This window comes from Rhizobium freirei PRF 81 (genome assembly GCF_000359745.1).
GTDB classification, from domain to species: Bacteria; Pseudomonadota; Alphaproteobacteria; order Rhizobiales; family Rhizobiaceae; genus Rhizobium; species Rhizobium freirei.
In genome coordinates this window covers 19,434-33,949 of sequence record NZ_AQHN01000055.1, presented here as the reverse complement: position 1 = coordinate 33,949, position 14,516 = coordinate 19,434, and the positions used below count along the sequence as shown (strand labels likewise).

Genomic DNA, 14,516 nt, shown 5'->3' with positions numbered 1-14,516 from the left:
TTTTGTTCGTTATGCGCCAAGTTTTTTACATCCTGCGGTGCAAAAACAATGTTGTGCGCGGCACAATTAAATACTTGTTTGCAAAGCCTTATCGTCCCGTTTGGGGCGCGGATTGTGGGGCGTTCGAGTTTCGTCTCTGGGTGTTATTGTCAATAAAATTTATAGAGTATATTCTTGTCGAGTACGGCAATTGCGATTGCTCGGCGAGCGCTAAGCTTTTCACGCCGATCAGTCCGGAAGGAGTTGGCTGTTGACCATTGGCTCTGACCAACGGGCGCACGATCTGCCCGTTATCGCCATTATTGGCGGAGGGGTATCCGGAACGGCAGTTGCCTTCCATCTGCTGCAGCGCCAGTCATTGCGGCCTGGCCAGCTTTTCATATTCGAGCCGCGCGAGCGCCTGGGCGCAGGGCTTGCCTATGATACGCCGGACCCGGCCCACCGGATCAATGTGCCGGCTGCCAAAATGAGCTTGCTGCCCGATGACATCGAGCATTTTCAACGCTGGCTGCAGGAGCGGCACGCGCTTGACGAGGATGAGACGGCGGTTGTCGCCAATGGCAGCCTGTTTCCGCGCCGTGCCGCTTTCGGCAACTACGTCAACAGCATGATACATCCTTTCGTCGAGGACGGACGCGTGACTCATCTCCGGGAGAGCGTCGAGCGCATCTCGCGGACGGATTGCCATTGGACGGTTACGGGTGAGGCGGGGCGGAGCGTGGACGCGGATATTCTCATCATCGCCACCAGCCATCCGTCGCCGCTGCCGCCGCAATTGCTGCAGGATGCCCTTGCCGGCCATCCGCGCTTCGTTGCGGATCCGACCAAGCCGGATGCGCTTGCGGCCATCCGTGCCGATGATCGCGTGCTGGTGGTCGGCAATGGCCTGACTTCGGCCGATGTCATTGCTTCGCTTGAGTTGCGTGGACACAAGGGGCGCATTACCGCCATATCCCGGCGTGGCTTGCGCTCGCGTGGCCATGCGCGCGTCAAGCAGGAGCTGTTCGGCGATTTCGCTGCTAGCCCGTCGAAGACGGCAGTCTCGCTGTTGCGGTGCGTACGCGCAGTCATTCGCGAGGCGGAAGCCGAGGGGCGCAGCTGGCATGCCGTCATCGATCAGGTGCGGGCGCAAGGGCGGCATTTGTGGCAGGCGCTGCCGCTTGAGGAGCGCCGCCGCGTCGTTCGCCACTTGCGGCCTTTCTGGGATGTGCATCGGTTTCGCGTCGCGCCGCAGGTTGAGGCCGTCAGCGAACGGGCAATCGACGCTGGCCGTCTCGAAGTACTCGCGGCTTCGGTTGCCTCCGTCCGGGTGACGGATGGCGTTATCGATTGCAGACTGAAGCTCAGCCGCTCCGACTGGAGCGTTGACAGGCAATTCGACGCCGTTGTCGTTACCACAGGTCCAGGCCATCGTGGCATCCTGCAATCGCAGGACTGGATCGAGGCATTGGCAAAGGCAGGGTTGCTTGCCATGGATACCACGGGGCTCGGGCTTGCCTGCAATATCCAATCGCGGGCGCTCGATGCGAGCGGAGCGGTCGTGCCATCGCTATTCATTTCCGGGCCACTGGCGCGCGGGACCTTCGGCGAACTCATGGGTCTGCCCGAAGTGGTCGAGCACGCAGTTCTCGTCGCCGAACAGGCAGCTGGGGCAATTACCGAGTGTTTGAATGAGCGTCGCAAGGCACAATTGGCCAATAGCGTCACTTAAATCCAAGAAAAACCGCAAAATCGTTGCTTAGGCGATACATCTGCCTAAATTTACTCATATAAACTATACAATTTGTGAGTTACTATCTTGTTCGTTCGAGGTGGCGGGGTTACTGCCGCCAACCATGACGACATGATAGGCCGGTTCGAGTCTCTCTCGAAGCAAACCGGGTTTCCGACAATCGACTTTGCAGTAAAGCGGACAGCGATGCTTACGAAAAAAGGAAAATACGGATTGAAGGCGCTGGTGGATCTGGCGCGTCTGGCGCCGGGCGAAACAGCGTTCATCAATGATATTGCCCAGCGCAACAACATTCCGAAAAAGTTCCTCGATACCATCCTGCTCGAACTGCGCAATGCCGGTGTGCTTCGCTCCAAGAAGGGGCCGGGCGGCGGCTATTCTCTGTCTCGACCGGCGGCGGATATCCGCATCGGTCATGTCATCCGCACACTGGACGGTCCGCTTGCGCCGATCCGCTGCGCCAGCCGCACGGCCTATGAAGCCTGCGACGACTGTTCCGATCCGGAGCGCTGTCAGGTGCGACGCTCCATGACGGAGGTCCGCGACGCCATTGCCGAGATTCTCGACAACATGACGCTGGAGCAATTCGTTGCCGGCGGCCCGGAACTCGAGATCCAGGAACGGGAAGATTATCGCGCGTCCCATATCGGCTGACGTGGCGATCCCCGCGCTTCGCTAAATCGAAGTGATCAACGCCTCGACGGCTTGATGCCGTTGAGATGATAATTGCCGACGATATTGTATTTCCGTCTAGCCGGGCCGTGCAGCGTACGAATGCGGGCGTTACGCCAGTGGCGGTCCAGATTGAGGCCGATGCATGCCGCCGAGGTGCCGGCGAGATCAAACAGCGCATTGGCCGTTTCCATGGCGACCTCGGCCGTCATGGCCTGCGCCGCCGCGACTGATAGCGCGGCGTCGATGACGTGATCCTCCGTAAGATTGATCTGGGCCGCATCGATCTTGCTGCCGGCGCGCTCCACCATTGCCGTGGCCGCTTCGATGAGGACGGCGATTTCGCCAATTCTGGCGATGATCAACGGATCGTCGGCGGCGTATTTGTCATCACCTTCAGGCGATGGATGGGGATGCGCACGGATAAAGTCGATCGCCGCTGCAAGGGCCGATCGGGCGATGCCGAGATTGATGCCGGCATGGGTGAGCTGCCCCACGCAGTCGACGATGGAGGGGTGTCCCAGCTTTTCGTCTTTAAAGAGCACCTCATCGGTATTGAGATAGACATTATGCAGGATGGTCGTACCGTTTCCAGAGGTGCGCTGGCCAAAGCCATCCCAATCATCGATGATCTGAACGCCCTCCGTGTTTCTTGGAATGACGGCGACGAAAGCTCCGTCACCCTCGCCAGCGGTGAATATGGCGATCCAGTCGGAAAACAGCACGCTGGGAGAATCGAGACCTCTGCCGTTGAGGCGATAGCCTAGCCCATCCGAGGTCACCTGCAGAGCATCTTGACCGGCTGTGCCGGCGCTGATCTGCGCAAAGACGCCACCGAAGCGGTCGCCGATAATGGCCCTCTCGAAAAGGGATGCCTTCTGCTCCTCGCTGCCACCGATCCGCACGGCTTCCAGCACATGAAAATGCGTCTGTGGAATCTGTGCGATGGAAGGGTCGGCTTCCGCGAGGATGGCGACGACCTCGGTCAGCACGGAATTGGAAATGTCGATGCCGCCATGGTCCGAGGGCACGGAAATTCCGAGCAGGCCGGATTGGGAGAGGGTTTCGATTTCGTCATAGGGCAGCACGCGATTGATATCGCGATCGCTTGCCTGTTGTGAGAAGCCCGCGGCGAGCGATCTTGCAATATCGAGCGCTTCCTCTTCGCTTTGAATGCGATGCGCTGGTGGCCTGACGCGTTCGTGCAACTGCGAAACAGTCCCCATTCATCACTCCATCGGCCGATGCCAGGTCAATTCTTCAGGCAGGGCAAATCATTATGATGATAATTTCTATAGATGTAGTCTACAATAGACTTTCTTTGCGTATTCCTGCCGTGTCGTTGGCATAATAGGCGTCCGATGGAGAAATTGTAAGCGCGCCGTCGGGCATGGCGATCGCTTGCGTCCGGGAGAGCGCCATGGCCGCGACCTTGATCCTTCCCGGTTTGAACGGCTCTGCAGAGGGCCGCTGGCAGGGGCATTGGGCGCGCGGTGGTGCCTCCGCGACAATCGCATCGACCGCAAGGGGACGCGCAGTCGCGGGGCGTCTCTTGTGCGATAACGGCATCCGTTCGATCGGCGCAGATTACCAGGCTGACAAGAAAGCACTTGCTAGCGGCGCATTTTCGCGCTTTCATATACGACTAAATAAGTAGACAATAGCAATAACTCCGCTGCCTCCTGGCGCTCTGATTGATCGTCATCCGTGCAGCCAATTGCAGGCATCCGGTTTCGGATCGGAGTTGGACCTGCATGTCGCATCGCTCTCGGGGCTGGATAGAAACCCGGACCGAAGCGGATGTGCCGAATTTGAGAATCGATGCGGTTTTGTGCGTTCTGTGTGCCGCAGCTCTTTGCCTGTCAGCGGCCGGATGCGTCTGAATTCTGTGTTTCGCAGGCCGTAGACTAGGCAAACTCAAGGAAAGCACGATCGACCAGCTCTCGCTCCAGGAGTTGATATGACGGTTCAGGGATTTTTTTCCGCCAAAGCAAACGCGGCGAGCCGAGCCTATGCGATGCCTCGTATCGCGGTGATCGGTCGCGGCTTTTCCGGCATGATGATGGCGATCGCCTTGATGAAGACGGTGCGCTTTCCGTTCCATCTGCAGCTTTTCGATCCGAATTCCACCGTGAGCGGAGGGCAGGCGCTGGCGTCTGGCCGTAGCAGCGAGATTCTGAACAGCCGCGTTCGCGATCTTTCCGTCTCCGCCGGGGATCCCGATGATTTCAATCAATGGCTTTCCGGCAATGCCCCGTTCCGCAGCGCCGTTCCGGCGGCGATACCCGGCTTTCTGCAGATTTTCGTCCCGAAGAGCATTTTCAGCGATTATGTCTATCAGCGCTTTTCGGAGGCCTTCGCTTCCCGACGGGATGTGACGGTGCAGGTCAGCAGCGAGATGGTCTTCGGGCTCCGGCGTATTCGCGGCGAACGCTTCGTGGTGGAGAGCGACGGTGCGGCCAGTGCGCCGTTCGATATGGTCGTGCTCGCGACCGGCTACGGCCTGGCCGACCAGGAATCGCAGGGCGGCGACCTGGCAAATATTCCGACGACGGTGCGCGCACGCCGGCTGGTGTCGCGTCCACACACGATCCTGCTCGGCAGCGGCCTGCGCGTCGTCGACCGGCTGCTGCAGATGCGCGACAATGGCTATACCGGCCAGATCACCATCGTCTCGAGGCGCGGTTTCCTGCCGCAAAGCCATACGCGCAACAATGCCGATCCCGTCTTCCCGGCCGATAAGATGCCCGCTCAGCTCAGTGGGATCGTCCGCTTCATTCGAAGCGCCTGCCAAGCCGCCGAGGCCGATGGCCAGAGCTGGCAATCGATCATGAACGGATTTCGCAAGCATGCGCGCTCTCTCTGGCGATCCTTGCCTGCCATTCAGAAGCAGCAGTTCAATCGCCATCTGAGGGCTCTCTATGACAGCCATCGCAATCGCCTGCCCGAAGCGCTGCATGTTCGATTGAAGCAGGAATTGGCGGAAGGCAACACCGTGCTTCGGCGCGGCCATTTGATCCGCCGGACGCCCACCGGGCTGCTGCTCAGACCGGCGGGGAAGCAGGATACCGAACAGCTTTACGCTGATGATGTGATCGATTGCCGATGCCAGGCGCCCAATCTCAGTGCACCGCTGTTGCGCAGCCTGATCGATGCCGGCCTCGCGGTGCCGGACGAACTGGGCCTTGGCCTTGCCGTCGAAGCGACGGGGGCGCTTGAGGTGAGCGGCCATGCAGCGGGTGCGCTTTTCGCCATTGGCCCGCTGGGGCTTGGCAGTCTTCCCGATATCGATCTGGTGCCGGAAATCGTGACGCAGGCCTATGCGGCTGCCGAAAGCATGGCGGAGCGTTTCCATCCGCAGTGCAAGGCGGTGTAGCCACTTCCCGAATATCAAGGCGAACGGATCGGGTGTAGTCCACCTTTCCCCAATAGAGCGCCCGCTGGCATCTGCGCAATAGGCGCCGATGTGCAGTTCGGTGTTGTCACCGGATCGATCGGCGAGGTCGCCTTTATCCTGATATAGTTGAAGGGTAGGTAGCGAGATCGGCCATTGTCGGGAACCTTTCTCGGCCTATTTCCGGCAGGTAAGGATGCACTTGATGCACGGTCTGGCGGATAGAAACGGACGATATGCGGTTTCGCGCGGGTTTCTGGGACCTATAAAGGCGAAAATGCCTTCGTGTCGCCTTTCTTTGTCTTACAAGCCGTACGCGTAAGGACTATGAAATTCGCTATCACAATATAGGACGACTCGGTTCTCATTTTCTGTGGCGATTCCGGTCATCCGTTGCCCAAGACATAAATCTGCGACGAGGAGCTTTGCTTGCGCCTGTTGAAATTCCGTTTCCCTCTTCTGCCCATCTTGCTGTTGGGGCTGAGCGTCGCCACGGCCGCCGGCCCGCTGGCGGGCAGGGATGCGTTCGCGCAGGATCAGCAGCCGGCACAGGTACAGCCGGCGGAACAGGCGGACCAGCAGTCTCAGCCAGTCGCCAACGGGCTGATCGATGCAGCCATGGCCGATCTGAACAAGGCAAAGAAGGAATATGCCTCCTTACACGATAGCGCAAAGCAGCCGGGCGGCGATGATGAGACGCTGGTGGCGCTTTCCGGACGCGCGGACGAGCTCAATCGTTCCGTCACGGCTATTTCGGCACGGTTGAAGCCCCGTAACGCCGAGATCGATGCACGTCTGACCCAGCTCGGGCCTGCGCCCAAGGAAGGCCAGCCGCCGGAGGCGGCGATCGTCACACAGGAACGCGACCGCCTCAATGCCGAGCGCGCGCAGATCAGCGCCCTGATGCTTGATGCCGATAATCTGACCACTGAGGCCAATCGAGTCTCGATGCAGTTGGTGGATAAACGTCGAAAGCTGTTCACCGAGACGTTGCTGAAGCACACCGAAATTTCCGGCAACACGTTTCAAGACGCCGGGTCGGCGCTTGTTGCCGAGAGCCTCAGCTTCAGCGATGCGATAACCAGCTGGATCGGATTCGTTCTGAAGGCCAAGCTTGGCTCGCTCCTGGCCGCCGTCCTCCTGTCGGCCGGTGCGGCCCTGCTTTTCCTTTCCGGCGGCTATCGTCTGTTCCGCCGCTACTACGTCCAGGACGAAGCCGTTGAGAACCCGGCCTATATCAGCCGGCTCTCCGTAGCCTTCTGGTCCACCCTGATACGCACCCTCTCGCTAGCGGCGTTTCTCATCACGTCGTTTTTCTTCCTTTCGAATTTCAATGTGTTGCGGCCGGATGTCGCGCCGATATTGGCGGCAGTCTTTGGTTTCATCGGCCTTGTCTACTTCGTCGGGCGCTTGAGTAATGCCGTCTTCGCGCCTTCCCGCCCGCACTGGCGCCTCGTCAAATTGTCGAACAAGGGCGCATATTCGCTGACCTGGTGCCTGCAGGCGATGGCCGTCGTCAACGGGCTGGACTATGTCTTCGACCGCATCAGCGAGTCGATGGGATCTCCCGTCGTGGTCACCGTGGTGAAGAGCTTCTTTGCCGCCCTGCTGATCGGCGTGATCCTGATCGCAGCTTCGTTCGGCTCGCCGATGCTCGCCAGGAGCGGCGATCCCAATGCGCCGGGGCGCCGCTGGCCGCATGGCATGGCGATCATCCTTCGCGTTCTCGGCATATTGGTGATTTTCACGTCGTTCATCGGCTATGTCGGCCTTGCCCGCTTCATGGCAACGCAGATGATCATGACGAGCGCCGTCATCGCGACGATGTATCTCGGCTTCCAGCTCGGCAAGGTGGTCTCCAAACAGGGTGTCTTTGCCGAAACGATCATCGGCCGCTTTCTGGAAAGCCGTCTCAGGCTCGGCGAGGTGGCGCTCGATCAATGCGGCCTCGTCGCCGGACTTGCGACCTACGCCGTCGCGCTGCTGACCGGCATCCCGCTGATCCTGCTGTCCTGGGGCTTCCACGTTCAGGATCTTGAACTCATCGCCTACCGGCTGTTTACCGAGATCAGGATCGGCAACATATCGATCTCGCTGCTCGGCATCTTCGTCGGCATTCTGCTGTTTGCCGGCGGCTATCTGCTGACGCGCTGGTTCCAGCGCTGGCTTGACAGTAATGTCATGGCGCGGGGGCAGGTGGATCTGGGCGTCCGCAATTCGGTGAAGACGGGTATCGGCTATCTTGGCATTGCCGTTGCCGCGATCATCTCCATTTCCGCCGCTGGGATCAACCTGTCCAGCCTGGCGCTTGTCGCCAGCGCCCTTTCGGTCGGTATCGGTTTCGGCCTGCAGAACATCGTGTCGAACTTCGTATCCGGCCTTATCCTTCTGGTCGAGCGGCCCTTCAAGGTCGGCGACTGGATCGTCTCAGGCACGTCGGAAGGCATTGTCAAGCGTATCTCGGTTCGCGCCACCGAGATCGAGACCTTCCGCAAGCAGTCGATCATCGTGCCGAACTCGGAGCTCATCAATGCTTCGGTCGGCAACTGGACCCACCGCAACAGGCTTGCGCGTTCGGAAATTCCGGTCTCGGTCAGCTTCGATTCCGATCCGCGGAAGGTGATGGAGATCCTGCTGGAACTCGTGCGCGGCGTTCCGAAGATATTGAGAAATCCGGAGCCGCATGTCGAGTTTCTGCGCTTCGGCCCTTCGTCGCTCGATTTCGAAATGCGCTTCTACCTTTCCGACCTTTCCGACGGTATGGAAATCCGCAACAATCTCCGCATCGAGATCCTGAAACGGTTCCGCGAAGAAGGAATCTCTATCCCCTATCCGCACCAGGAATTGCACATCGTTCGCGGCGGGCGCGGTCAGCGGGCGGATGCCGCCGGCAAACGGCTGACGGATTCGGCTGACGGTCCCGAGACCGAGGACGACCTGATTGAAAGCCTCGTTTCTCCGGCAGAAGAAAATGCGCCCGATGCGAAGAATGCAGGCCGGCGGCGCGGCAGAACGGCGGCTGAGTGACGCGACCGGCGAGCGAGACGCTGCGAGCCCAGCAGGGCGTCATCAGGCATCCAGCCTGAGGAATTCATGAGGTTGCATGCGGCTCGGTTTCCCGAGGCTAGCGTTTCCGCTTTTCTTTGAATCGCGGAAACGCTCTATCTTCTTGTTTTCTTACGCATTCCGGACGGAAAACCGCTGCGCACTTTTCCTGGAAGTGCTCTAGACGGCGCGCGCTTGGCAACAGGCACGCCTTGGGTGCCCCTTTTCCTTCATTTTCGGGAAACCAGTCGATTTAACAAATATTCAAAGGCTTTCGTTCTAGAAAAACTATAGAGGGATAATTTTCAAAACAGGTTTTTTACTATGTCATTTCTAGGTGTTTCGGGAATGCAGTATTCTGGTGCGTCGCTTGCCGGGTCGCGCATTCTTCTTGTGGAGGATTCCAATCTCTTTACTTCGATGATCCGAGCCAGGATGAAGGAGCTTCTGGACATCGACGTCGAAATCTGCCGCAACTTCGATGAATTGCAGCTTGCCTATGACAAGTCATCGGAGCCGATCAAGCTGGCGATTTCGAACATGAATCTGCCGGGCGCCGAAAAGGGCGAGGCTCTGACCTATCTGCTCGATCTCAGCATTCCGACGATCGCCTTCACGGGAACCTTTCTGGAAGGCACGCGCGACGAGCTGATCGCCAAGGATGTGGTGGATTATATCCTCAAGGACAACGTATTCGCCGTCGACATGCTGGCGGAATCGATCTGCCGCTTTCTGACCAACCATCGCCACCACGTCCTCATCGTCGACGACAGTGCGACGGCGCGTGCGCTGCTGTCCAGCCGGCTGAAGCGCTACAACTTCCGCGTCAGCGTTGCGGAGAGCGGCTCCAAGGCCCTGGAGCTCTTGAGAGCCAATCCGGATATTGGCCTCATGATCACCGACTACAATATGCCCGATATGGACGGCTTCGATCTGACCCGGCGCATCCGCGCGACGACCGGCTCGCATGAGTTGCGCATCATCGGCGTTTCTTCATCCAACAACCGGCTTCTGTCGGCACGTTTTCTCAAGGCCGGCGGCAACGATTTCATCCTGCGGCCGTTCATCGACGAAGAATTCTACTGCCGCGTGAATCAAAACCTGGATACGCTGCTGCAGATCCGACTGGCACGTCGTGTCACCGAAACCGCCTGAAACAAGGTGTAGCGGGCGACAAAAATCCGATAAAATGTGAGGAAGATTCATTTTTTTGTGAATGTCTGCAATCAGTGGTTCCAATTTTTTCACGAATCCTGTTCAGGATAGATGGAAGATGGTTTGGCAGACCTGCGATTGACTGAAAATTCATATGCCGGAAGGCATGGGAGGAATTTAAGGGAAATGGTACTGCATGCGGGATCCCTCGGCGACGGCGCAGGCTATCGCAATGGCGGCCAGAAGATACTTCTGGTGGAGGATTCGCGCATGTTTTCGGCCGTGTTGTCCCACCGGTTCGAAACCGAGCTCGGCCTTGCCGTGACCCACTGCTCCTCGTTGAAGGCGCTTAACGAGGTGCTGGAGAATGGGGATCGCGGTTTCACCATGGCGGTGATCGATCTAAACCTGCCGGATGCCGCCCACGGTGAGGCGTTGGATGTTGCCGTCGCCCACAATATCCCGACCATTGTTTTCACCGCATCCTTCGACATCGCGACGCGCAATCGCATCATGGTGCGCCGCGTCGTCGACTATGTGCTTAAGGACAGCGAGTTTGCGCTCGACAATCTCGTCTCCGCCGTCCAGCGTGCCATTGCCAACCGCGCGACGCGCGTGCTGGTTGTGGACGACCTGCCGTCCGCGCGCAAAATGCTGACGGATTTGCTGCTTGCGCAACAGTACAAGGTTGCCGAAGCCAGCACGGGTGTCGAAGCGCTGGCGATGATCGATCAATTCGATGACATCGAAGTCGTCGTGACCGACTACAACATGCCCGATATGAATGGCCACGAGCTGACCCGCCGCATCCGTCATTGTCATGGGTCCGACCGGATGCGCATCATCGGTGTTTCCTCCTCGAACGACCGCTTGCTGTCTGCGACGTTCCTGAAGGCCGGTGCCAGCGATTTCATCTATCGGCCCTATGTTCCGGAAGAATTGCAGTGCCGCATCGCCTTGAATGTCGAGACGCTGACGCAGTTGAAGCAATTGCGCGCGGCGGCAGCGAGCGACTATCTGACGGGTCTCTATAACCGGCGCTATTTCTATGACCACGGGCCTAAGCTCGTGAACGAGTGCCTGCGCCAACAGCGACCTGGTTCGGTCGCCATCCTCGACATCGATCATTTCAAGAATTTGAACGACACCTATGGTCACGAGATCGGAGACCAGGTGCTGAAGGCCGTTGCCGGCCGGCTTCAATCTCTTTTCGAAGGTACCGGCAACCTGCTGTCCCGCCTGGGCGGTGAGGAGTTTGCCATTCTCTTCACCGAGATGAATTCGCGCGCGGCGACGGCATTGTGCGATGAAGTTCGTCTCAGTCTGGCCAGTCTAAAAGTGCACGCCGACGACGAAGAACTGTCGGTTACCGTTTCCATTGGCGTCGCCGAGATCGGCGGTTACGAATCCTTCGACAATTATCTTAATGCCGCCGATCAGTTTCTCTATATGGCCAAGCATAACGGCCGCAACCAGGTCTATTCCGACTACAAGATGACGGAACAGGCGGCCGAATAGACCGCCGATGTAGTTGGCTGATCCGGATTAAGGTCGTTCACACGACGATACCGGTGCGGTTGGTCGACATGGTCAGCTTGCGCTCGGCGCGCTCCTGCTGCGGCGAGCGGTTGTAGAGTTCGCGATAACACTTGGAAAAGTGCGAGGCGGATACGAAGCCGCAGGCAACCGCCACTTCCACGACCGGCATGGAGGACTGCACGAGCAGGTGCCGGGCGCGATCCAGCCGGATTTCGAGATAGTAGCGCGCCGGCGAGCGTCCCATCTCCTGACGGAAGAGCCGTTCGATCTGCCGGCGCGAGAGGCCGGCGTCATCGGCGATCTCCAGCAGCGACAGCGGTTCGGCGAGGTTGCTTTCCATCAATTCGATGATCGACAGCACCTTGGCGTTCTGGACGCCCAGGCGGGCGCGCAGCGGCAGGCGCTGGCGGTCGTGCGGGCTGCGGACGCGATCGGTCAGCTGCTGCTCGCAGACGCGATTGACGAGGTTCTCGCCGAAATCCTGGCCGATGAGGTTCAGCATCATGTCGAGCGAGGCCGTGCCGCCGGCGCATGTATAGAGATTGCTGTCGACCTCGTAGAGATCGGCGTAGACCTCGGCCTGCGGGAAGGTCTCGGAGAAGCCCGGCAGGTTTTCCCAATGGATCGCGCAGCGCTTGCCGTTCAGCAGACCCGCCTGGGCAAGCACATGCGCGCCCGTACAGAGGCTGCCGACGGCGACGCCGCGATTATAGGTTTCGCGCAGCCACGCATTGACCGATTTGTTGTTAAACTCCTCGACATAGATGCCGGAACAGACGAGCACCATGTTCGGCCGGTTTTCCCCACCAAGATAGCGCCGCTCGTCGGCGAGCGCCGAGTTGACCTCCAGCCCGATGCCGCTGGAAGAATAGACCTTCTGGCCGTCCGTCGAGGCAAGCCGCCATGTATAGGCGGGGTAGCCCAGCATGCGGTTGGCTATTCGCAGCGTCTCCACTGCGGCGGAAAACGGCAGCATGGTGAAGTGTGGAACGAGGAAGAAAACCAGGGAACGCGTCTTAATCGGAGTCTTGCTCATATCGTGAAAATCCATCCTCTAGGACCATTGTGTATTCCTTGCGTCAAATACGGCGGCTGGATGGTCTGTTAGCGACATTGGCATAGATAATCGCGGCCGCAAAGGAATATTTGCGTTTACTAAGGAAAATGCGGCGCTGGAGAAGGGAAGCTGGAGAAAGGCGGGCAATTTGCCTGAGAAGCTAAATATATATGTGGCTAATTCTCAGGATTAATCCGGAGGACGCTCACGGATGCACAAATGTTCAAAAGGCGACACTCGTTGGGGTTGAGCGTCGCCTCAGATATTTACTGTCTTGTTCGATCATCGAATGGCCTTCGGATTCTTGGGTTCATCCGCGGCCGGCCAGCCCAGGTCCTTGCGTACATCGTCGGACAGGGACTCAAGCTCACGCAGCGAACGCCATTGCTGCCAGCGATGAGCAACGCGAGATAAAAAGGGCATCAAGCTAGCACCGGACGGAAACGATCCCCGCGTCCTGCCAGTGTGTCTGTAAGTGATTGCTGTCATTTTCTGGTTCCTTTCAGTGTTGGATACTCAAAGGGTCGCGACCATTAAGGGCAATATGAACCCGGCCTGCCCATCAATCAAACGAATAGATCTTATAGCTGTCATTAGGATTCTTGAACGATCGCACTTTGCCGGATTTTCGCTCGAGAGCGGAGAGAGTGCGATCCGGCGGGAGACCGCGCGCGTTTACGTCGTCAATCAGATGGGCGGGAAAGCGTGTCGCGATCTCATCGAGCGTGTGCTGCGCCGTCCGCTGAACTCTCCTGACATGGAGTAGATTCAGAAGGCGGGAGGTTTCGCCGAATGCTGTGTCAGCCATGGTTTTGCTCCTTTGCGGCTGCCTGTATCAATTTCACTGCGTCTAATATGGTGGTTCATTGACATTCAGACAAATGAAATGATATGGTGTTTAAAATCAGAAAAATTGAAAGGTTTCGATATGACCGCTTCGCTCCGTCGGCCCATACCGTTGCTTGACAATGAAGTTCTGCGCACCTTTGTTGCCATCGCCGAGACCGGCAATTTCTCCACCGCCGCCGATGCGGTCTTCAGGACACCATCTGCCGTTTCGATGCAGATCAAGAAGCTGGAAGAGCAGCTCGGTGTCATATTGTTCCTGCGCGACGCCCGCTCGGTGAGCCTGACGCAACATGGCGAGATGCTGCTTTCCTATGCCCGCAACATACTGGCACTCTCCAACGAGGCGGTATCGCGATTCATCATGCCCGAACTCAGCGGTGTGGTGCGGCTCGGTGCGCCTGACGATATCGGCGAGCGCCTGCTGCCGACCGTCCTGAAGGGTTTCTCGGAAAGCTATCCCGGCATCATGGTCGATGTCGTCGTGGACATGAGCATCCAGCTGAAGAAGCGCATCGAGGAGCAGCGGCTTGACCTGGCGCTGATCAATTGCGCGACGCGACCGTTCCCGACGGAAGGCGAAGTCATCTATACCGAGCGTCTCGTTTGGGCCGGCGCCAAGTGCGGCACCGCCTATCGTCGGGACCCGCTGCCGATCTCCATTTGGGAGGAGGGCTGCATCTGGCGCTCCGAGGCCATGGCGCAATTGGAACGGCAGAAGCGGGCCTATCGCGTTTCCTATCTCAGTGCCCATACGATGGCGCAGCGCGCCGCGATCGTCTCTGATCTTGCCGTCGCGCCGTTCCCGCGCTCCTATATTACCGAGGATATGGAGATCCTCGGACCGAACGAGGGATTGCCGGAACTGACCTCCTTCGACATTCGCCTTCTGACGGCATCGCAGATGACGGGGCCGATGAAGGCGGTGGCCGACAGCATCCGTCAGGCGTTTGTCGAGATCGGTCGCAAAATGGCGGCCTGAGCCGCGGACGATCGCCCGCTATTTGCATCGACCGTGATGTCTGATGCCGTTCCTTGTGTCGGCGGTAGCCCGCGCAAAGCGGCGATGCGTGTAT

Annotated in this window: 10 protein-coding genes; 7 read left to right on the top strand and 3 right to left on the bottom strand. The window is 58.6% G+C overall.

Translation table 11 applies throughout. The features are described 5' to 3' along the window. Positions 1-250 precede the first annotated feature (250 nt). Both RHSP_RS09785 and RHSP_RS09780 read left to right on the top strand, forming a co-directional pair. On the top strand, positions 251-1,711 hold the full coding sequence (locus RHSP_RS09785) for an FAD/NAD(P)-binding protein (RefSeq protein WP_037150985.1): 1,461 nt from the start codon (positions 251-253) through the stop codon (positions 1,709-1,711). Positions 1,712-1,918: 207 nt separating this feature from the next. Then, positions 1,919-2,386: an RrF2 family transcriptional regulator gene (locus tag RHSP_RS09780; RefSeq protein ID WP_037151356.1), complete on the top strand. Its 468-nt coding sequence runs from the start codon at positions 1,919-1,921 to the stop codon at positions 2,384-2,386. A 35-nt stretch (positions 2,387-2,421) separates the two neighbouring features. Here RHSP_RS09780 and RHSP_RS09775 read toward each other — a convergent pair whose 3' ends face one another. Continuing rightward, positions 2,422-3,630 carry an SfnB family sulfur acquisition oxidoreductase gene (locus tag RHSP_RS09775; RefSeq protein WP_004115765.1) on the bottom strand — a complete coding sequence of 403 codons (1,209 nt, stop codon included), beginning with the start codon at positions 3,628-3,630 and terminating at the stop codon, positions 2,422-2,424. A 734-nt stretch (positions 3,631-4,364) separates the two neighbouring features. Here RHSP_RS09775 and RHSP_RS09765 point away from each other — a divergent pair. The 4 genes from RHSP_RS09765 (at position 4,365) to RHSP_RS09750 (ending at position 11,516) form a co-directional block, all read left to right on the top strand. After that, positions 4,365-5,780 (top strand): FAD/NAD(P)-binding protein, encoded by a 1,416-nt coding sequence (locus RHSP_RS09765; RefSeq protein WP_004115753.1) that lies wholly within the window; start codon positions 4,365-4,367, stop codon positions 5,778-5,780. 447 nt (positions 5,781-6,227) lie between these two features. Then, the gene (locus RHSP_RS09760; RefSeq protein WP_004115751.1) at positions 6,228-8,825 is read left to right on the top strand and encodes a mechanosensitive ion channel family protein; all 2,598 of its coding nucleotides are present in this window, start codon (positions 6,228-6,230) and stop codon (positions 8,823-8,825) included. Between the two features lie 342 nt (positions 8,826-9,167). After that, positions 9,168-9,998, top strand: coding sequence for a response regulator (locus tag RHSP_RS09755; protein WP_004115749.1), 831 nt, complete (start codon positions 9,168-9,170; stop codon positions 9,996-9,998). A gap of 186 nt (positions 9,999-10,184) precedes the next feature. Beyond that, positions 10,185-11,516: a diguanylate cyclase gene (locus RHSP_RS09750; RefSeq protein ID WP_004115748.1), complete on the top strand. Its 1,332-nt coding sequence runs from the start codon at positions 10,185-10,187 to the stop codon at positions 11,514-11,516. A 37-nt stretch (positions 11,517-11,553) separates the two neighbouring features. Here RHSP_RS09750 and RHSP_RS09745 read toward each other — a convergent pair whose 3' ends face one another. Beyond that, entirely contained in the window at positions 11,554-12,573 is a 1,020-nt protein-coding gene (locus RHSP_RS09745; protein ID WP_348641761.1) for a GlxA family transcriptional regulator, read from the bottom strand. 583 nt (positions 12,574-13,156) lie between these two features. Then, a complete protein-coding gene (locus RHSP_RS09740) occupies positions 13,157-13,402 on the bottom strand; it encodes a hypothetical protein (protein WP_004115744.1) in 246 nt (81 codons plus the stop codon). Positions 13,403-13,480: 78 nt separating this feature from the next. Here RHSP_RS09740 and RHSP_RS09735 point away from each other — a divergent pair, with 78 nt between their 5' ends. Then, positions 13,481-14,422, top strand: a complete 942-nt coding sequence (locus RHSP_RS09735) for a LysR family transcriptional regulator (RefSeq protein WP_200863250.1) — start codon at positions 13,481-13,483, stop codon at positions 14,420-14,422. The last annotated feature ends 94 nt before the right edge of the window (positions 14,423-14,516 follow it).

Coding starts and splice junctions, on each gene's coding strand:
- RHSP_RS09780 (WP_037151356.1), top strand. CDS start 1,919: ATGCTTACGAAAAAAGGAAAATACGGATTGAAGGCGCTGGTGGATCTG.
- RHSP_RS09775 (WP_004115765.1), bottom strand. CDS start 3,630: ATGGGGACTGTTTCGCAGTTGCACGAACGCGTCAGGCCACCAGCGCAT.
- RHSP_RS09765 (WP_004115753.1), top strand. CDS start 4,365: ATGACGGTTCAGGGATTTTTTTCCGCCAAAGCAAACGCGGCGAGCCGA.
- RHSP_RS09755 (WP_004115749.1), top strand. CDS start 9,168: ATGTCATTTCTAGGTGTTTCGGGAATGCAGTATTCTGGTGCGTCGCTT.
- RHSP_RS09750 (WP_004115748.1), top strand. CDS start 10,185: ATGGTACTGCATGCGGGATCCCTCGGCGACGGCGCAGGCTATCGCAAT.
- RHSP_RS09745 (WP_348641761.1), bottom strand. CDS start 12,573: ATGAGCAAGACTCCGATTAAGACGCGTTCCCTGGTTTTCTTCCTCGTT.
- RHSP_RS09740 (WP_004115744.1), bottom strand. CDS start 13,402: ATGGCTGACACAGCATTCGGCGAAACCTCCCGCCTTCTGAATCTACTC.
- RHSP_RS09735 (WP_200863250.1), top strand. CDS start 13,481: ATGATATGGTGTTTAAAATCAGAAAAATTGAAAGGTTTCGATATGACC.